The 19859-nt window shown below is 68.8% G+C and carries 14 protein-coding genes and 1 pseudogene; 9 read left to right on the forward strand and 6 right to left on the reverse strand.

The window, feature by feature from the left end; all coding sequences use genetic code 11:
* Positions 1-2347, reverse strand: a 2347-nt coding sequence (locus ACYVIP_RS07800) for an AfsR/SARP family transcriptional regulator (RefSeq protein ID WP_460393592.1), incomplete at its 3' end; no start/stop codon positions are given.
* Positions 2348-2526: 179 nt separating this feature from the next.
* Positions 2527-3667, reverse strand: a pseudogene (locus ACYVIP_RS07805) (IS3 family transposase).
* 117 nt (positions 3668-3784) lie between these two features.
* Between ACYVIP_RS07805 and ACYVIP_RS07810 the strand changes: the two are divergent.
* Both ACYVIP_RS07810 and ACYVIP_RS07815 read left to right on the forward strand, forming a co-directional pair.
* Positions 3785-4561, forward strand: a complete 777-nt coding sequence (locus ACYVIP_RS07810) for an endonuclease domain-containing protein (RefSeq protein WP_460393594.1) — start codon at positions 3785-3787, stop codon at positions 4559-4561.
* Between the two features lie 166 nt (positions 4562-4727).
* Complete coding sequence (locus tag ACYVIP_RS07815; protein WP_460393596.1) at positions 4728-5039, forward strand: hypothetical protein; 312 nt, start codon at positions 4728-4730, stop codon at positions 5037-5039.
* Positions 5040-5289: 250 nt separating this feature from the next.
* Here ACYVIP_RS07815 and ACYVIP_RS07820 read toward each other — a convergent pair whose 3' ends face one another.
* Positions 5290-5715, reverse strand: coding sequence for a DUF6188 family protein (locus ACYVIP_RS07820; protein WP_460393598.1), 426 nt, complete (start codon positions 5713-5715; stop codon positions 5290-5292).
* A 102-nt stretch (positions 5716-5817) separates the two neighbouring features.
* On the opposite strand from ACYVIP_RS07820, the gene ACYVIP_RS07825 reads away from it, so the two are divergent.
* Positions 5818-6597 (forward strand): hypothetical protein, encoded by a 780-nt coding sequence (locus ACYVIP_RS07825; protein WP_460393600.1) that lies wholly within the window; start codon positions 5818-5820, stop codon positions 6595-6597.
* Positions 6598-6761: 164 nt separating this feature from the next.
* Here ACYVIP_RS07825 and ACYVIP_RS07830 read toward each other — a convergent pair whose 3' ends face one another.
* Positions 6762-7985 carry a TRM11 family SAM-dependent methyltransferase gene (locus ACYVIP_RS07830; protein WP_460393602.1) on the reverse strand — a complete coding sequence of 408 codons (1224 nt, stop codon included), beginning with the start codon at positions 7983-7985 and terminating at the stop codon, positions 6762-6764.
* Positions 7982-9115 carry a hypothetical protein gene (locus tag ACYVIP_RS07835; protein WP_460393604.1) on the reverse strand — a complete coding sequence of 378 codons (1134 nt, stop codon included), beginning with the start codon at positions 9113-9115 and terminating at the stop codon, positions 7982-7984. The genes ACYVIP_RS07830 and ACYVIP_RS07835 overlap by 4 nt, the downstream gene beginning before the upstream one ends.
* 583 nt (positions 9116-9698) lie before the next feature.
* Between ACYVIP_RS07835 and ACYVIP_RS07840 the strand changes: the two genes are divergently transcribed.
* The 6 genes from ACYVIP_RS07840 (at position 9699) to ACYVIP_RS07865 (ending at position 19261) form a co-directional block, all read left to right on the forward strand.
* Complete coding sequence (locus tag ACYVIP_RS07840; RefSeq protein WP_460393606.1) at positions 9699-10715, forward strand: hypothetical protein; 1017 nt, start codon at positions 9699-9701, stop codon at positions 10713-10715.
* A gap of 179 nt (positions 10716-10894) precedes the next feature.
* Positions 10895-11224: a pilin gene (locus ACYVIP_RS07845; protein WP_460393608.1), complete on the forward strand. Its 330-nt coding sequence runs from the start codon at positions 10895-10897 to the stop codon at positions 11222-11224.
* Between the two features lie 658 nt (positions 11225-11882).
* Positions 11883-13406, forward strand: a complete 1524-nt coding sequence (locus ACYVIP_RS07850; RefSeq protein ID WP_460393610.1) for a hypothetical protein — start codon at positions 11883-11885, stop codon at positions 13404-13406.
* Positions 13403-14599: a PrgI family protein gene (locus tag ACYVIP_RS07855; RefSeq protein ID WP_460393612.1), complete on the forward strand. Its 1197-nt coding sequence runs from the start codon at positions 13403-13405 to the stop codon at positions 14597-14599. The genes ACYVIP_RS07850 and ACYVIP_RS07855 overlap by 4 nt, the downstream gene beginning before the upstream one ends.
* Complete coding sequence (locus ACYVIP_RS07860; RefSeq protein ID WP_460393614.1) at positions 14599-16557, forward strand: VirB4 family type IV secretion system protein; 1959 nt, start codon at positions 14599-14601, stop codon at positions 16555-16557. The genes ACYVIP_RS07855 and ACYVIP_RS07860 overlap by 1 nt, the downstream gene beginning before the upstream one ends.
* A gap of 157 nt (positions 16558-16714) precedes the next feature.
* Positions 16715-19261, forward strand: coding sequence for a type IV secretory system conjugative DNA transfer family protein (locus tag ACYVIP_RS07865; RefSeq protein WP_460393616.1), 2547 nt, complete (start codon positions 16715-16717; stop codon positions 19259-19261).
* Between the two features lie 193 nt (positions 19262-19454).
* Here ACYVIP_RS07865 and ACYVIP_RS07870 read toward each other — a convergent pair whose 3' ends face one another.
* The gene (locus tag ACYVIP_RS07870; protein WP_460393618.1) at positions 19455-19856 is read right to left on the reverse strand and encodes a hypothetical protein; all 402 of its coding nucleotides are present in this window, start codon (positions 19854-19856) and stop codon (positions 19455-19457) included.
* Between the last annotated feature and the right edge of the window lie 3 nt (positions 19857-19859).

The raw sequence follows: 19859 nt of genomic DNA on the forward strand, positions 1-19859 counted from the left end.
CGTAGCAGGCGATGGCCTCGTCGAACCGCCGCAACTCCCCGAAGACGATGCCGAGGTTGCTCAACGTGCGGCCTTCGCCGTGCCGGTCGCCGACCTCCCGGCGAATCGGCAGGGCTTGGTCGTAGCAAGCGATAGCCTCGTCAAACCGCCGCAGATATGCCAACGCTCGGCCGAGGTTGTTCAACGCGGTGCCCTGGGTGTGTTGATCGGCAGTGCGTTGCGCCGCGGCGAGCGCGTGCCGCGCAACATCCAAGCGCTCCGCCGGATGTTTGCGCAGTTCGTAATACTCGTGCAGGTGGCGGGCGATGCCGATCACATGCTGGTCGTGGGGTATCCCGGCCGTGCCGGTGATCACCGCGGCAAGCGTGGGGTGTTCGGTGTCCAGCCAAGCAAGCGCGGCGCGGCGGTCGGTGAATCCTGGCATCCGGTCGGCCGGTGCACGACGCGAGCCGAGATGGTCGGCGGCAGCCCTCGTGGTCGCTAGGTAGTGATCAAGCAGGCGGATGAAGGCCTGTTCACGGCCAGAGGGTGGTTCATCGTGCTCCACACGCTCGCGGACGTAGAGAGCGATCAGGTCGTGAAGCTGCCACCACTCACGGTCACTGCCGTGCTCGACCAGGTGGGCACGATGCAACTCCGTCAACTGGCGCCGAGCGGCGTGGCCGGGTTGTCCGGTGAGGGCGGCTGCGGCGTCAGTGCTGGTCTGGGGGCCGGGGTTGAGGGCCAGCAACCGGAACAGCCGAGCCTGCTCGGGACTGAGCTTCTCGTAGGAGACGTTGAAGGCGACCCGGACGGAGAAGGTGTCGTCGTAGTCCAGCGTGTGCAGGCGCCGACCCGTGTCGGCGAGCTCCTCGGCGAGCTCGGCCACCGGCTGGCCAGGATCGTCGGCCAGGAGCGCGGCGCTGATTCGCAACGCCAGCGGAAGGTACCCGCACAACTCGGCGATCCGCGCGGCGTCCTCGCGCGCGGTGCTGATCCGGTCATCGCCGGGGCGCGCCGCCCGTAGATGCTGCTCCAGCATTGCGATCGCGGCATCCGGGTCGAGGACGGCAAGGTCAAGCAGACGGGTGCCATTCAACGCGCCGAGGGTGTTCCGGGAGGTGATCAGCAACCGGTGCTCCGTGCTGCCCGGCAGCAGTGGCCGGACCTGCTCGGGAGTGCCGGCGTTGTCCGCGATGATCAGCAACCGTTGCCCAACCCGCGCATGAGCGGCCAGAGTGGCCTGATAAAGCCCTTCGAGCTCCTGCCCGCTACCCCGCAGCCTCTCCACCGGCACCCCGAGCTGCACCAGCACCTGAAACAGCGCCTGTTCGGGCAAGACCGGGATCGGGGAATAACCCTGCAGGTCAAGAAACAGCGCGCCACCGGAAAACCAGCCCGACGCGAGCGCATCGTGTGCGGCGTAAATGGCCAGGGCGGTCTTGCCGACTCCCGGCAGGCCGCCCACCGCCGCGCTGACCACCACCGCGTGCACGTGCGTGGTCGGCGCCAGCAACTCCACCAACTCCCGCACCTCGTCGGCGCGACCGACCAGTACCGGGCGCGCTGGCAACCCCACCACCGCACCCATTCCATCCTTGCCCTGCTGCACGATGGGTGCGTCCAACGTCAGGTCATTGTCGAGGATCCGCCGCTGCAGCGCCTGCAGGTCGCCGCCCGGTCCGGCACCGTGTTCCTCCTCCAACCGCTGGCTGAACTCGTGAAATACCCCTAGGGCTCGGCTGCGATGCCCCGCTCGGTGCAAGGCCCGCATCCACAGCCCTACAAGCGTCTCGTCGTCCGGCCACCTCCCGAGGGGCTCCGAGATCTCCCCCAGAACCTGCTCATGCCGCCCCAACTCCAACTCCGCAGCGATCAGCAGCCGCCACGCCTCACCCCGCAGCAGATCCAAAGCTTGGCGCTGCTCGACCACCCACAACCAGTCGCCGTCGAGGTTCTGCAAAGCCTCCCCACGCCACTCACCCAACGCCGCCCGCGCGGCGGCCACCACCCGTTCGGGGTCCTCGGCGCTACGCGCGGTCGCCAGATGCTCCCGACACCGCAGGTAATCCACATACTGGGGGTCAACCTCGAACACGGTTGTCTCCCGCGCTGGCGCCAGCCGCGCCACGTTACCTCCTGCGGCTCGAAGCACCCCGCGAAGATCTTGAAGGTATTCCCTCGCTCCGCTCTTCGGTGGGTTACGGCCCACCCACAGTCGCGACGTCAACGAGTCGACCGAGACCCGACTGTTGGCGTTGAGCAGCAACAAAGCCAGCAACGCCCGGTCCAACCGCGCACGCAACCCGACCACTTCGTCGCGGGCATCGCGAATCTCTACCGGCCCCAACACCCGGAAATCCACCATCGCCCCCTTCCGTGGCGCGGACCACCCCACAGTAACGCCCCGACACCGCCGCTGCGAGGGGCACGATCTCGGTGGTTGGTGGGACCGGCATTTGTGACTGCGCTGAGCTTCCCCCCGTTTGCCGGACACCTTGGCGTTGCCCCGTTTTGTGGACTCGGGTTGGTGGAGTCTCAGGCGGGTTATTGTAGTTCGTGGAGTCTTTCATACTCGACTGGAGTGAGGTAGCCGAGCCGGGAGTGGCGACGCTGCCGGTTGTGAAAGATTTCGAGGTACTGGAATATTTCGTTGGCGAGTTCGGTGCGGGTTTCCATTTCTGTCGGTCGAGGAGTTCGGTTTGCATCTTCGACCAGAACGACTCCATCATCGCGTTGTCGTAGCGGTCGCCGACTGTTCCGAGCGAGGGCATGAGTCCGGCTTGTTTGACGCGATTGGTGAAGGACCAGGAGGTGAACTGGACGCCGTGGTCGCTGTGGAAAACGGTGCCTGGTTTGGGATCGCGGTTACTGAGGGCCATCTCCAGGGCGTTGACGACCAGGCTCGTGTTCTGGGTGGTGTCGATGGACCAGCCCACGATCTTTGCGGTTGAACGCGTCCAGCACCGCGCGGCAGTACAGCTTGCCCCTCACGGGTCGGGTGCTCGGTGATGTCGCACACCCACAGCAGGTTGGGCTGGGTACGCAGAAAATCGCGATTGACCAGATCCGCGGAGGCGATGTCGACCTTTGGGTTCTTCCGGGTCTGCCGCCGCGGAATACCGGCCAACACCGCGGCCTTCATCATTTTGGCCACGGTCTTGCGGCTAACCATGATGCCCATTCCCAGGCGAAGCTCGGCGTGCACCCGAGGAGCGCGTAGGTGCCGCGAGAGCGGGCGTGGATCTCGGTGATGACCCCGGTCAGCCACTCCCGGCACAGCGCCATCGGCGACGCCGGCCGGGAGCGCCACTCCTGGAACCCCGAGTGGCTGACCTCCAGCAACCGGCACGCCAGCTTGACCGGCCCTCCTCGCACCGCCATGCGAGCGACTACCGGGAATGCCCCTCTGGGTCGCTCTTCAGCTCCTCGTAGATCGTCGACGCCTCGCGCAGAATCTCCAGTTCGGTCTCCAGCTGACGAACACGCCGCCGCGCGGCGGCGAGATCAGCGTGCTCCCGACCGGACAGGCCGGCTTGTTCACCACGATCAACGCGGTCCTGCCCGACCCAGTTGTGCAGGCACGACCACTGATCCCCAGCTCACGCGCGACCTCCCGCACCGACTTGCCCGCGCGGACCAGGGCAACCACTGAAGCGCGGAACTCTGCATGATAAGCCTTCGGCATGATCGACACCCTTCCACACGACAAGCCATCGACTCCACACGATCGAGTCCGCCATCAGGGGGGCCAAGGCCAAGGTGTCCGGGCCACGGGGGAAGCTCAGAATGAGGGGAGGACGGCGTGAGGTTGGATGAGTTGCCCACGTACCGTCGTGATTACCTGTTGTGGCGCCTCACCGTGCGGGGACCTCACACGGTCGAGGACGTGGAGCGGTTCGTGCGGGCCCAGGCCGGGCGGCCCTGTGTGGAGCGGACCCGGTTGTCGTTGGTCGAAGTAGCGCGGTTGGGTGATGACGGCCGCTATCACCTGTGGCACGAAGGAAAGCTGCAGTGCTCGACCACCCGTACCCGCGGAAAGCCGGGGGTCGGTCGCCACCGCATGAGTTGTACATGGTGGTTTGACGGTAAGCAACAGCGACGGTCCACTGTGTCCCATCCGCCCGACCGAGAACTGCACCGCCGAACGGTGGATTGGACAGTCGAACTGCTCGATGAGCAGCTGTGTCCAGCTGACGTCGCTCCCCTGTTGCGCTGTCCGGCCAGCACACGTACATGGCCCCGCTACGCCGGCGCCACCACACCGGTGGCCCGGCTCCGCGCCCGGTTGATCACGGAGTTCGGACCGGCGTGTTTCACCTGTGGGTGGGTCGCCGACTGCGTCGACCACGATCACGACGATGGCACCGGTTATGTGCGGGGCTGGCTTTGCAGCACCTGCAACAATCGCGTCGACCTGTGCCCTCATCAGGTTGGGGAGTGCCCCTACGCCGACTACCTGGCCGAGCCACCCGCCCGCCATCTGGCCATGCGCTACCCCAACCGCGGCCGCCGGCAACGTATTCTCAGCGAGCCACGAAATCTCGGCGAGCTGAGGCCGGCGGAGTGTCGTGGTGAGTGATGAGGGCCAGGCCGCCGCGCGTCGCCTGGCCGGGCTGGCTCTCGAGGCAGTTCGGACGCCCGATCGGAGATCATGGCGTGTGACTCTCCGGGATCTCGGCCGCGGGAGGTTCGGCCGTCGCCGTGACGTCCCGGCAGACCATGCGAGCGGTTACTGGCGGGACACGATGTCGACCGAGCGACCCGGCTGGCGCGAACGTGCCGCCACCCTCGCCGGCGAGGTCGTGTTCGCCGTCGATTACCACACCTGCCGCCGCTGCAGCCTGGGCTGGGTTGAACAGCCCTACACCGACCCGATCTACCAACGATGCGGTCTGGCCCGCGCAGGACTGGCCGCACTCCGCGCCGAGCTTCCCAGACTGAGCTGGCACACCCTCGGCTCCCATTTCGCCGAATCACAACCCTTCTGGACAGCAGTAGGTACCGACGTCACCGGGCACTACCACCAACGCCCGACCTGCCCACACATCACCGCCTGAACCGTTCTCCGTCTCTCGTTGCCTTCACCGACCGAGCGCAGCCTGGCTTGTCCCCCGTTGGATCACTGCTATCAGAGGGTGTTCTTCTTCAACAACAAAGACCGGCAGCTTGTCAAGGGCCAGCAGGAGCTCCTCCTCGTTCGGTCAGTTCCCATTGGCGAGTAAGGACGTTGATCTTGCGGCATCCTGCCCGCCCACTACATGCATGATGTCCGGTCCCAGCACTGGGCGCACGGTCCGGAATGGCGCTTCAGTCATGCTGGGTTGGCCAGACAGCAAGGCCGCCGCCGGGCAAACTCACGATGAGCATGCGGTCTGGGCCTGTAACGGTCCACGCCTCGTAGTGCGGATCTGGGTCGACCTTGAGCACATGGCCATCGCCGAAAGCCACCCGCAGCTGGCCGGACTTGAATGCGACAGCCGATCCCACCATCACCTTGAACAGCGCAAGACCTGCCGCGACGTCCTGGCTTTCGGGATGCATCATCATCTTGTCCGGTTGGTCGGCGGTGTTGATCCAACCCAGCGTCGCCGGAGAGCTGATCCGGATAGCGCCGATGTCGTCAATGATCAGCTCGAACGCGAAGTCGACCCGGACCTGGGTGACGGCGCGGCCCCGAAAGGGCAGCACCCAGCGGTCGTCGCGCTCGGTCAAACTCGGTGGGTGCTCGTTCATCCCGCCAGTCTGCCCCTGCGACCTGGCAGAGGGTGTTCAGAGCGCCAAGCAGCGCTCGGGCTGGCCCACCACACCGCCAGCGAGCAGGTCCGTTCCTCGGACATGCGCGCGATCGCGTCCGGCCACGGCACCAACACCGACCACGCACTGGAGATCCTGCGCACGATGGAGATCGTGGCCGACGACCGGCCCACGACCTTCGATGCGTGGCTGGACACCAAGCCGACCGGCCTCGCCCCGGCGATCGCCCGAGAGACCGGCCGATGGGCACGACACCGGCACGACGGCGGCCCGCGCAGCCGACCCCGATCCCCGAACACAGCTGCCACCTACCTGCGGCGAGTACGTCCCGCCTTGGTGGACTGGCCGACCCGCTACGACCACCTGCGCGAGGTCACCCACAACAACGTGCTCGCCTGCATCAGCGGACTGCGCGGCGAGGCACGCCGCAGCACGGTCACCGCACTGCGGTCGCTGTTCCGGTGGGCACGCCGCAACGGCATCACCTTCCGCAACCCCGCGACCGGCCTCCGACTGGGCAAACGGGACTACCCCGTCTGGCAACCACTGGCCCCGACCGACATCGCTGCCGCCGTCGCCGCCGCGACCACCCAGCACGCTCGAGTATTCATCGCACTGGCCGCGATCCACGCCGCCCGCCCCGGCCAGATCCGCGCCCTGCAACTCAACGACGTCGACCCCGCCAGCCGGCGCCTGCGCATCGCCGGCCACGAACGGCCACTGGACGACCTGACCCACCACGTTTGCGCGAGTGGCTGGCCTACCGGGCACATCGCTGGCCGCATACGGCCAACCCGCACCTGCTGCTTAGCAAAGAGTCCGCGTTGGGTCACGGTCCGGTCAGTCACGCGTTCGCGCTGAACCTGCGTGGACTGCCGGCCACTGACGAACGCCTGCGGATCGACCGGCAACTCGAGGAAGCACTCACTGTCGGCTTCGACCCACCGCACCTGGCCGCCATCTTCGGCACCGCTGAGACCACCGCGATCCGCTACGCCACCAACGCGCCAACTCCTCGCACACACTCACGCCGCCACCGCGCCATCTTCGGTAGCAACCCGAGCCTCCACATGGGACACTGAGCGCTGCCGGGGCCTGAGTTCCCACTGCGAACGCCTGAGTTCAGGCGAACTCTGGCGATTTAGGGTGGTGCGGAAGACGAGGACGTCTTCGTGGGCGATCAGGTGCAGCGGCAGGCCTTGCTCGCGTTGTTTGCGGAGGAAGTCGCGTTGGAAGAAGCTGCCGCGCGCCACGAGATCGGTGTCGGCGGCGCGGGCGAGCAGCGCGACGTTGCGTTCGACCGGGATCAGGCCGGCGGCGCGGCCGCAGGCGAGGATGTGTGAGGGCAGGTCGATCAGTTCGGCGTGTTCACGCCACGGGCGGATGGTGATGGCGATGTGCCCGCCCGGCTTCAGGAAGGTGCGCAGGGCGGCGAGGATGCGGGTGAACCCGGCCAGTAGCCGGTGGTGGCCGATGTTGGCGAGGTTCCCGCGGTCGAGGGTGTTGCCGTAGCGGTGGGAGTACTTCTGGATACCTTCCCCCGGCGCGACCGACACCTGCCCGTGGGTCGAGGGCCCGTAGGGCGGGGAAGTCACCACCAGCGCCGCCTGGCCGACATACTCGGGCGGCAGCAGCGTCACGAGCTGTCGTGCGTCGCCGTGGAACACCCGCGCGTCGATCCCGTCCTCACCGCCGACACCCTGCTCCCGCGCGAGCCTGAGATTCGCGTTCGCCACCTCGACCCAGTGAGGTTCGTACTCCACACCGACAGCGCGGCGGCCGAGCCGAACGGCTTCGACCAGGGTGGTGCCGATACCGCACATCGGATCGAGCACCAACTCGCCGGGCTGGGTGTAGTGGGCGACGGCGTGGCGGACGACCTCGGGCAGCATCTTGGCCGGGTGCGCGGTCGACTCGGGCGTGTACGTGTTCTTGCGCTGGGCGGCCGGCGAGGACTGCGCGGTCGTCCACACCGACACCGCGACCGGTTCCCCAACGCCTCCGCGCGGGTCACCGCCGACCGGGTTGGCCGCGCCGGTGGGCGGGGTGTCGAGTGCGGCGATACGTGCGCGCGGGATGCGCTGGGTCGACTCGTCACGGCCCGCGCCGACGGGCGAGGAGAAGGGCTCGGCAGTAGGTTGGTTGGTGGCGTCGTTGGTCACGGGCGTACCTTCCTGGCGGTGCGGTCCGGGTGGGGGCGAAGTCGGAGTTCGGCGCCGTGTCGGTCGCGGGGTTGGCGCGGGGTTCATCGGAGGTCTTTGTCCCGCGAGACCGCGTCCGTGGGCGCACTCGACGACTGCGGGTGCACCGGCTGGTGATCGTGCGGCTGGACGAAGACAAGGACGTCGGAGTGGATGCGCCGATGCGGCGCGGGCAGCCCGCGCGCCAAGGCGCGGTGACGCGCATGTACGTGGCCGTCGTCGGTGCGGCGGTCACCGAAATCGCCGCCGAAATCGCCGTCGGGGTGGGTGTCGGTGAGGTGGAACAGGCCGTCGCGGATGGGTGTGTGTAGGGCGACGATGTGTTGGAGGTAGAGCAGGTCGGCGTTCTGTCCGGCGGTCACCACCGCGCCCGTGGGGTCGGTCAACGCACCGGACGTCCAGTCACAGTGGGTGAGCACGACGAGGATGCCGCCGACCCGCAGCCGCCGCGCCGCGTGGAGCGCGACGAGGTCCGCCACGTTGCCGTATCCGTGCTCGCCGCAGTAGTGCGGCGGCAGGCTGGTGACGATCAGGTCGGCACGGTCGACGGGTTCGGTCACCGCGTCCGGTACGGGCTCCTCGACGGTCAAGTCCGGTGCCGTGAGGATGGTCGCGGGAGTCGAATCGACGCCGCCGACGGGGTCTGCCCAGAACGGGCGGGACGCCGGGCGGGTCGACCTCGGGGCAATCAAAATGCGCTCGATGTGGACGGTGCGGTCGAGGTGTTCGACGGCAGCGACGGTGTCGGCCAGTTCGGGGTCCGGTGCTGTGCCGGGGGCGTGGTCGGGGACGCCGTCGGGACCGACCGCGCTGAGCGTCGTCGGTCGGGTGTGGTCGGGGTGTGGCCAGTCCAGCAGCACGACCTGTTCGGTGGGCGTGCTGAACGAGGTGACGATCCGTTCGACGAGGGCCGCGGGCCAGGTGGAGTCGAGGTCGATCGGGGTGGCGCCGGCGGTCCAGACGGTCGCCGGAGTCGGGGTCGAGGCCGACCCATGTGACCGCGAGCGGCCGGTGCCAGCGGTGGACTTTGCGGGTTTGCCGGGGCTGACGCGTGTGGTGGTCGGAGCGGTCGGCCAGGGTCGGCGGTCCCCGCCCCGGCGCCCACCGGAGCGGGCCGGGGTCGAACGATCGCCGTGGCGCTGGGGTGAGCGGCGGGCGGAGTTGTCGGGCTGGGTCACGGATGTCCCTTCGCCGGGCTGGGTGCGCCTGTCGGTGCAAGGCGCGATGACACCCCTGAACTCCGAAATACAACCCCGTTGGGGACACTCACCCACCAACTTTCTCGACCCCCAGTTTCATCGCCACGAATAGCCAGGAAGATTTACACACGTGCCCGCAGGCACGCGGCGGGTCCGCAAAGGAAAATCCGAGCGCCTTTTTCCGATCTCGCTGGAGATCGCGATTAGCGCCGCCGGGTCACGACGCGTGACGACTCGGCTGACACCTATGACCAAACTGGTACCGAACTAGTACCGCGAACAGGTATCGCCAGTTAAGAGGGCATTTCCGGCCAACAATTTTGATCTTGAACGCACACGCTCAGTGATCCACAAGAGTGTCCTTTGTGGATCTTGTGGCACCTGCCGGACAGGCTCGAGGATCGCTGGTACCTTTGCGGTAATGGTTCGGTACCAGTGTGGTTATCGGTTGGTACTACCCGCTGTGGCGTCCTGAGCGAGTCGTTGATTCCGACTTGTTTTCAGGAGCCATTCCATGAGTTCACGTGAGGCTATTCCGCGTTCGGGTTTCGATCGCGATTCGATGCCGCTGGATGCCGCACGGTCGGCGTTCGAGTGGTTGGTCACCGGACCGCATCCGGTGTCGATCGACGGCCGGTTGTTCCACGGGCTTCCAGCGCGGCGGGTGCCGCTGAACGAGTTGCGGGACCGGCTGCTGCGCCGCGGTTGCCCGCACACGCTGCGGGACGGGGTGTGGGCGCATCTGGTCCTGCGCGCCCGCACGGAGGGCGGCCCGTGGACGGTCGGCGCGGTCGGTGTTGCGCTGCCCGCGCTGATCTCCATCGCCGCCAGCTTGTCGGCGAGGTTCGCCGGTGACCCGCGTGACATCCATGCCGCGGTACTCGCCGGGTTCGTCGCCGAACTCGCCACGGTCGACCTGCGTCGCCCGCGGGTCATGGTGCGGCTGCGGTGGGCCGCCTACCGCGCCGGCCACGCGTGTGTGCGGGAGGCGCTCGACGCGCCGGTGCCCTCGGGCCACGGGTTCCGATCGACGATGCCGCCGGCCCCGTGGGGCCACCCCGACTTCGTTCTCGCCCGCGCCGTCGCCGAACGAGCGATCACCGCCGGCGAGGCCGAACTCATCGGCTCCACCCGGCTGGAAGGCGTGCCGCTGGTCGACGCCGCGGCCGAACGCAACCTCTCCTACCAAGCAGTAAAGAAGGCGCGTCAACGAGCCGAGCGCCGCTTGGTCGCCTACCTGCTCGACGCCCCCGACGCCCTCCACACCGATCCCCGCGAGCGGGACCTGGCGGCCCAGGTGGTCGACGCGGTGATCATCACCAACGCCGCCGACGCCGACGCCGGTGCGGCTCCGTCCCCGGCGCTGTCACGCGGTGTCACTGATATGTCGGCGCGGGCGGTGAGGAAAGTCGGCGGTCGGGTGTCCCCGGAGGGCCGATTTTCCGGAGTTCAGGGGTGCGGGAGGAGACCAGCCACCCCCGCGCACACCACCTCTTCGCCCACGCCGCCGCGCGAGTCCACACAGCACTCGGCACAGCGGCTGTCGGGCACGACTCCGGGAGTGTCGCGATGCGCCTAATTCGCACCCCTGTTTGTTCTCGCAACCATCGCCGGCCCGGTCAACACCGGTCATTCCGGGAGGTTGTCCTCGGTCGCCGCGAGGCGGCCTCGTGGGCCCACACACCGCCGTGCGTGGGCCGGCGCAGGCCAACCCGCTACGGCAACAGACCTCCGACCTCTGATCGGGTCAGCAGCCGTGTGCTGTTGGTCGCCGAACTGGTCTCGCTGGTCCTGCTGGGCGCTGTCGCGACCGCGCACGCGGACGGCTCCGGCAGCACGGTGGTGCTCGCGATCGCGGGCAGCATCGACGAGGTCCTGACCAACATCCGTAACTGGTTGATGGGCATCCTCGCCGCGTTGGCGACGGTGTTCCTCACCATCGGCGGTGTCCGCCGCGTGTTCGGCGGTGGTGACCCCGGCGAGCAGGAGAAGTCGAAGGAAGCGTTCAAAGCCGCCGGTATCGGTTATGGCCTGGCAGCGCTCGCCCCGCTGGTCGTCACCGTGCTCAAGGGCATCGTGGGGGCCTGAGGCCATGCATCACGCCAAACGCCCCGCGACCTGCTCCACCGGTAGGTCGGTCGGCTCCACTGGGGATTCGCCGCGCGATGACTCCCCCGCGCTGGGGCGCGTGCCGGCAGCGGTGCCCGGCACGGGGTTCCGACCAGGGTCGCTCGCGCTTCTGGGCCGTCTTCGGCGAGCCCGTTGGCGGCTGCCGCTCCTCACGCGTGGCCGGGCGTTGACGGCGTTGGTAGTGAGCCTGGTCGTCCTGGCTGCGGGTGCGCTCGCCGCCGCAGTCGACCGGCCTACCGCCATCTCGCCTGCTGCCGCGGCGCAACCGGCGCCGGGGTCATCCGCGGCAGCGGATCCGTGTGTGATCGCGCCCCCGGAGGTGTGCACCCCTCCCCCACCGACCACGACCACCGCCGTGCCGTCTCGTCCGGGGTCACCCGGCGAAACATCCACCACCTCGCCCCCAGTCTCGTCGTCTGTGCCGTGTTCTGGGGAGGGCTGTATCCCGCAGCCGGGTGCCACGACGGCGCCACCGACCGACTCGGGCGGGGACCCAACCGACGACGGGGAGTCTGAGGATGAGTGCGGGATCACCGATATCGGTGCGTGCATCACCGAAGCGCTCAACGCGTTCTTTCGGGGCATCGTCACTGCCGCGCTCAACCCGCTGCTGGACTTGTTGTCCCGGACTCTGCTCACCACACCGCTGCCCGAGGACTTGCCGCAGCTGGGGAAGTTGTGGGACAGCTCCTGGCAGATCCTGCTGGTCTCCTACGGGCTGCTGATCCTGATCGCCGGGGTCATCGTGATGAGCTATCACACCCTGCAAGCCCGGCATTCGGTCAAAGAGATCGCGCCGCGGATCGTGGTCGGGTTCCTCGCCGGTGGGTTGTCGTTGTGGGTGGCGACCAAAGCCATCCAGATCGCCAACGCTCTCGCCCAGGCGGTGATGAGCGGTGGGGTGGACAGCAGCGAGCCCATGCTGGTGCCTGGTGAGGCGTTGAAGGACCTGGTCATCGGTGCGCTCACCGGCGGGATCTGGATCATTTTCCTCGGGATCGCGCTCGCCGGGATGCTGGTGGTGCTGCTGGTCACCTACATCGTTCGGGTCGCGCTCACCTTCGCGGTGATCGCCGGCGCGCCCCTCGCGTTGATGTTCCACGCCCTGCCCCAGACCGAGGGCATCGGCTACTGGTGGTGGCGGGTGTTGGGCGGCTGCCTGACGATCCAGATCGCCCAGTCGTTGACGTTGATCACCATGATGCGTGTGTTCTTCGCGCCCGGCGGGTTCACGATGTTCGGCCCCAACGTCGACGGGTTGGTGAACCTGCTCGTCGCGATCGCGCTGATGTATGTCCTGTTCCGGATCCCGGGCTGGATCCTCGGCGCCGTTCACGTCGGCGGCGGACGCCGCTCGATGATCGGCACCCTCGCCCGCGGCTTCGTCTTCTACCAAGCATTCCGCCACTTCGGCGGCGGCGGACATGGACGCGGGCAGGGCGGCGGGGCTCGTGGAGGCGGCGGGGCTGGTGGAGGGCCCGCCGGGCCCGCCGGTGGCCGTGGCGGAACTGGCCGTCGCCGTGGCGGTGGCGGTGGTGGTCCCGGATCTGGTGGTCATCCTGGAGGCGGTGCCCGTCCCCGCGGCGGCGGACGCGGCCAGCGGCGCCGTAATCCGCGAGGCCAGGCCGCCGCTGCGCACCGGCAGCAGGCGCCACCGTTTCCCGGCGCAGCCCGCGCCGGAACGGCGGCCACGCCCCGACCCGCCCGCGGCAGCGGCCGCCCGGAGGACACGCCCGTTCTCGGGCGGGATGGGCAGTACCGGCTGCCCTTGGAGGTCCAGCGCGTCACTCCGACGCCAGCGGCGGCTGGTGATGCCGACGCGGGTAGTCGGCGCGCGGGCCGCGGAGGTGGTGGGAAGCAGCGTGAGTTGCCGTTCGATCCCTACCGGGGCAACCGTCCCAACCGGTCCGGGCAGCACCCGCTGCCCCTGGACGGCGTGCGTCGAGCTCCCGCACCGAAGCCCGCGCCCGCTCCACCGCCCAAGCCACCGCCTCGCCCCGCGCCGCGAGCGGGACAGCAGCTGCGGTTGCCCCTGGACCTGCCCAAACCACCCAAACCGCCAACGACGCCGGTGTTCAGCTCACCACCGCCGTCGCGGCCGGGGCGGCCGAGTTCCCAGCCTGGAGGTAAGGCCTCATGACCGCTCCTGTCCGTATTCCGGCCGACGTCGACATGCACGACCGCGTTCTCGGTCCGCTGACCGCGCGGCAACTGGCCATCCTCGCCGCGGCCGGGACAGTGCTCTACCTGATCTGGGCGGCGACCCGCGCGTTCGTGCCGATCCCGGTGTTCCTGGCCTTCGCCGTCCCGGTCGGCGCAACTTCGGCGATACTCGCGTTGGGCACACGCGACGGCATGCCGATGGACAAGCTGCTCGTCGCCGCGATCCGCCAACAGATCGCTCCCCGCCACCGGGTCGCCGCGCCCGAGGGTGTGCGCCCAGCACCCGCCTGGCTCACCCCCGACACCGACCGCACCGCCGGCCAGAACCCGGGCCGCCGCAAAAGCCGACTCGAGCAGGTCTCGCCCTCGGCGTTGCGGCTGCCGGCCGAAGCGGTCACCGAGGCTGGTGTGGTTGACCTGGGTGTTGACGGGCTGGCGGTGGTCGCGGTGGCCTCGACGGTGAACTTCGCGTTACGGACCCCGAACGAGCAGGAAGCGCTGGTCGCGAGTTTCGGCCGCTACCTGCACTCGTTGACCGCGCCGGTGCAGGTGCTCGTGCGCACCGAACGACTCGACCTCACCGCCCAGATCGGCGAGTTGCGTGACCGCGCGGGCGGGCTGCCGCACCCCGCGTTGGAGGCCGCGGCGGTCGAGCACGCCGACTACCTCGTTCAGCTCGGACAGCAGTCCGAACTGCTGCGTCGTCAGGTGCTGCTCGTGCTCCGCGAACCACTCGGCGTCGCGACCCCGACCGACGGCCTGGGAGGCCCTGGCCCGCTGACCGCCCTGAGCGCACTACTCGGATCCAGGGCAGGCACGCGCCGCAAACAAACAGACGGGCGGGTCGACGTCGGAACTCGGCGGGCGGCGGAGTCGCGTTTGGTGCGTCGCCTCGGCGAGGCGGTCGAACTGCTGTCGCCCGCGGGGATCGTGGTCACCCCGCTGGACGCCGGACAAGCCACGGCGGTGCTGGCCTCGGCGTGCAACCCCGACAGCCTGCTGCCGCCCTCAACCGGGCTGGCCGGCGCGGATGAAGTCATCACCACCGCCACCTCCCGCATCGACCTCCCCGCACACGACAACAACGGCCACGGGCACGGCTGGGACTACGAGGACGACTACCCGGACGGCTACCCGGATGACTATGAAGATGAGAGAGGGCAGTTCTGATGGTCTCCCGCCCGCGTAAGACCCGCGGCAACCACAGCGCGGCCGGCCCGGCATCGGCGGCGGCGGCGTTCACTCCCGATGCTCTGTCGGTGGCCGCGCGGCACCTGGAGGTCGGTGGTGAGTGGGTCTCGAGCTTCGCGGTCGTGGGTTTCCCGCGCGAGGTGCACCCCGGCTGGCTTTCCCCGCTGCTGACCTACCCCGGACGCCTGGACGTCTCCGTGCACATCGAGCCGATCGACCCGGCCACCGCCGCCTCACGACTGAAGAAGCAACTGGCGAAACTCGAGTCCGGGCGCCGGCACACCGCCGAACACGGACGCCTGTTCGACCCGCGGGTCGAAGCCGCCACCGAAGACGCCTACGACCTCAGCTCACGCGTAGCCCGCGGTGAGGGGAAACTGTTCCGTGTCGGGCTCTACCTGACCATCCACGCCACCACCCAGCAGGCCCTCACCGACGAGGTAGCCGCCCTGCGGTCGCTGTGCGCGTCGCTGCTGCTCGACGCCAAACACACCACCTACCGGTCGCTGCAGGGCTGGGTGTCCACGCTGCCGATGGGGCTGGACCTGATCGGCATGCGACGCACCTTCGACACCTCCGCACTCGCGGCGATGTTCCCGTTCACCAGCCCCGACCTACCCGCCCCCGACCCCACCAGCGTCGCGGCACCCTCCGGAGTGCTCTACGGCTACAACATCGGCTCCCAAGGCCTGGTGCACTGGGACCGATTCGGCGACGGAATGCACAACCACAACTCCGTCATCCTCGGCCGATCCGGCGCCGGCAAGTCCTATCTGGTGAAACTGGAACTGCTGCGCAGCCTGTACCGGGGAATCGAGATCGCCGTCGTCGACCCCGAAGACGAGTACGCCCGCCTCGCCGCCGCGGTCGGCGGCACCTACATCCACCTCGGCGCCCACGGCGTCCGCCTCAACCCCTTCGACCTCCCGATCCACACCCGAACCGACGGCCGCCGCACCGCCCCGAAAGACGCACTCCTCCGCCGCAGCCTGTTCCTGCACACCGTGATCGCTGTCCTCACCGCCGACAGCACCGGCGGTGAACTGGCGGCGGCGGAGCGGGCGGCGTTGGACCGGGCGATCGCCGCGACCTACCAGAGCGTGGGCATCACCGCCGACGCCCGCACCTGGACCCGACCCTCACCCACGCTCCGGGTCCTGCGAGACCAGCTCGCGGGTGCTGGGCAGGCCGGCGACCGCGCCGCCGGTGAGCTCGCCGCGCGGCTGCACCCGTTCGTCGAAGGCGCGTTCTCTTCTCTGTTCGATGGGCCCAGCAGCGTCAACCCCGAAGGCCATCTCGTGGTGTTCAGCCTGCGTGACCTACCCGACGAGCTCAAGGGCATCGGCACCCTGCTCACCCTGGACGCGGTGTGGCGGCGGGTGTCCAACCCCGCCATCCGCCGCCCACGCCTGGTCGTGGTCGACGAAGCCTGGCTACTCATGAAAGAGAAAGCCGGAGCCGAGTTCCTCTTCCGCATGGCCAAAGCCAGCCGCAAACACTGGGCCGGACTCACCGTCGCGACCCAGGACACCGCCGACGTCCTCGGCAACGACCTCGGCAAAGCCGTCATAGCCAACGCCGCCACACAAGTGTTGCTGCGGCAGGCATCCCAGGCCATCGACGAGATCACCCACACCTTCGACCTCTCCGCCGGCGAACGAGCCTTCCTGCTCTCCGCCGACCGAGGCCAAGGCCTGCTGTCCGCGGGGACGCAACGGGTGGCGTTCCAGAGCATCGCTTCCCCGACCGAGCACTACCTGGTCACCAGCAACCCCGCCGAACTCGCCGCCCACCAAGGCGCGGGCGACACCGCCGGACCAGTCGATGAGGCCGAGGCCGCGTTCGTCGACCTGGGCGTCGACGAACGCGACCACCCACCCGTGGAAGGCGACGAGTTCGGCTCTGACGACGAGCACGTCCACCTCGACGCCGCCTGACCAAAGCCCCTTTCCGCGCACGTTCGCGCGTCCCGTCAAAAGGACTCCGATGTTGCCTCGAATACCTGGCTGGGAACCGCCTGCCCTCAATCAGCCTCCGGACACGCATTCCAACACCGACATCCTCTCCGCGCCCTCACCGACCGCCGCGGGGTGGATGGAGGACTACCTGCGCGACCCCGGCGGCGCCCTGCTCGCGCTACTGGCACGGCTGCGGGACCTCGCCGTGGACTGGGGCCCGGTCGCGGCCCCGGTCCTCGCGGTGCTCGTCACGGGGGTTGTGGTTGGTCGGCGGTGGTGGGCGCGACGGTGCCACGCGCTGCTGCTGGCCGGTCCCTATGGTGCCCGTCAGGTCACCGTGCTCGCCCCACCGCAGGTGGATCCCGCGGGCGGGGCCGCGTTGTGGTCCAACTTGGTCGGGCTGCTCCGGCCGCGTTGGCGCCGCGCGTTCACCGGCCAGCCCCACGTGACGTGTGAGTACGTGTTCTCCGAGGCAGGGGTCGCGATCCGGCTGTGGGTGCCCGGTGTCATCCCACCCGGCCTGGTCGAGCGCGCGGTCGAGGCCGCCTGGCCCGGCGCGCACACCCGCGTCGCCCCGGCCCAACCACCACTTCCCCCGGCAGGTGAGACGCAGCGGCGGCTGGTGGTCGGCGGCGAGTTGCGCCTGGCGCGGCCCGAGGCGTTGCCGATCCGTAGCGACTTCGACGCCGACCCGATCCGCGCGTTGCTCGGCGCGCCGGTCGGACTCGGCCGTGACGAGTACGCCTGCGTGCAGGTGCTGGCTCGTCCGGTCACCGGCCGCCGTGTCCAACGCGCCCGCCGCGCCGCCCGACGCGTCCACACCGGCGGATCGACCCGGCTGGTCGGTCGCCTGCTCGACGCGGTCACCCCCGGCACCGGCAGCCGCTCGCGGCGCTCCACCCCGGCTCGAACGAGCACCGGGGCGTTGCACAGTGACCCGCAGACCGTGCTGGAGTACGCGGCGCAGAACCGCGCGATCGTCGGCAAACACCGCGGCTCCCAGTTCGAGACCGTCATCCGCTACGCCGTGGCCACCCTGCTCCCCGCCGACACCGACGAGGACCAGGTCCGCCAGGCACGGGATGTCGCCCGCGGCCGAGCTCACGCCTTGGCCGCCTCGTTCGCCTCCTACACCGAGCACAACCACTACACCCGCCACCGCATCCGCTACCCCGGCCGAGTCATCGACGCCCGGCGGCTCGGGCGGGGTGACCTGTTGTCGGTGCCCGAACTCGCGGCGATCGCGCATTTGCCCACCGACGAGGCCATCCCCGGCATCCAACGCGCCGGAGCCCGCGCCATCGCACCCCCACCAGGAATCGCCACCCCCGGCCCCGAAGCCAAACCCATCGGAATCACCGACACCGGCCACAAGCGGCCTGTAGCCCTACGCGTCCCCGACGCACGCCACCACCTGCACATCATCGGCGCCACCGGCAGCGGCAAAAGCACGTTGCTCGGGAACATGATCCTGGCCGACGCCGAGGCCGGCCGCGGGATCGTGCTGATCGACCCCAAGGGCGACCTCGTCACCGACGTCCTGTCCCGACTCCCGACGTCGGCGGCCGACCGGGTGGTGATCTTCGACGCCGACAGCAAAACCCGACCACCCTGCCTCAACCCCCTGGACGGCGGCGACACCGACCTCACCGTCGACAACCTCGTGTCCGTGTTCCGGCGGGTGTACTCGGCGTTCTGGGGGCCCCGCACCGACGACGTCATGCGCGCCGCCTGCCTCACCCTCCACACCCAAGACGGCATCGCCACCCTCGCCGATCTGCCGAAACTGCTGGCCGATGAGGCGTTCCGCAGCCGAGTCACCGCCGGGATCACCGACCCCGTCCTACGCGGATTCTGGACCTGGTACGAAGAACTCACCGACTCCAGCCGCTCCCAGGTCATCAGCCCACTGATGAACAAACTCCGCGCCTTCCTCCTGCGCCCGTTCGTCCGCGACGCCATCGCCAGCGGACACTCCACAGTAGACATGAACGAAATCCTCGACGGCGGCATCTGCCTCGTACGCATCCCCAAAGGCTCGCTCGGTGAGGAAACCACGCGACTAGTCGGATCGCTGGTGGTCGCCCGCACCTGGCAAGCCACCACCAGCCGAGCCCGCACCCCGCAACGGCAACGCCGCGACGCGTCGCTGGTCATCGACGAATGCCACAACTTCCTCAACCTGCCCTACCCCATCGAGGACATGCTCGCCGAAGCCCGCGGATTCCGCGTCGCGATGACCCTCGCCCACCAACACCTCGGCCAACTCCCCCGCGAACTACGCGAAGGCCTCTCCACCAACGCCCGCTCCAAAATCTTCTTCAACGCCAGCCCAGAAGACTCCCGCGAACTATCCCGCCACACCACACCCCGGCTGACCGACCACGACCTCTCCCACCTCGGCGTCTACCACGCCGCCGCCCGCCTCGTGCTCAACGGCGAACAAGCCCAGCCCTTCACCCTGCACACCCAACCGCTCCCACCCGCCATCCCCGGCCGGGCCCGCGAGATCCGCGGCATCGCGCGCCGCACCGCGCGGACTCGCGTGACCGAGGCCGCCGCCAGCGGGCCCCGAACTCCCGGCACCCGACCGTCTCACGCCCCGTCAGGTCCGCCCCGACCAGCAAACCGAAGCGAGCCCGTCACGCGCCCGCGTAGCGCCGACCCCCGCCGCAACGGCTGACCTCAAACCCTTCCTCGCCTACCCGCCCTATCACGCCCCGGCGCCGCTACGCGCCAAAGCGGTTTCGCCATGCACTGGCGATAGGTAGGTATTGAAGATGTGCACTATTCCACCATCTTCAAGATCACCCGACTCTCGGGAAGACCATGGTGGTTGGCTACCCCGCGGCCGGCGTGACGGAGTGGCGGAAGGGCTATTCCGTCGTCGTGGTTGGCGGCTTGGTCCAGAAGTCGCCGTCGAGCCGAAACCGGAGCGCGACGGCTTCTGTCGTCTGCTCGGTCCATTCCTTGATGAATTCGGCCGAGGGCGACGGCGGCCGTTGCAGCCATCGTTCGGCGGCCTCCCTCAAGATTTCGTGCGCGACGTCGTCGTCGGTTTTCCCAGTCTCGAACAGATCCGTCAGCTCAGCCCAAGCCGCATAGACGGCACCACCATGAGGCAGCCATCCCAGATCGTTGAGCAACGCCCCTGGGCAGTAGCAGGCAGCCCCGTAGGCATTCTCCGGGTCGCGCGCCTCCAGCACTTGCAGGCAGATGGGGTCGATCTTCTCTCGAAACAGATCCCATTCGCGTTCGAGATCGGAACTGTCCGTCACTGC

The sequence above is a fragment of the Actinophytocola sediminis genome (assembly GCF_054779715.1).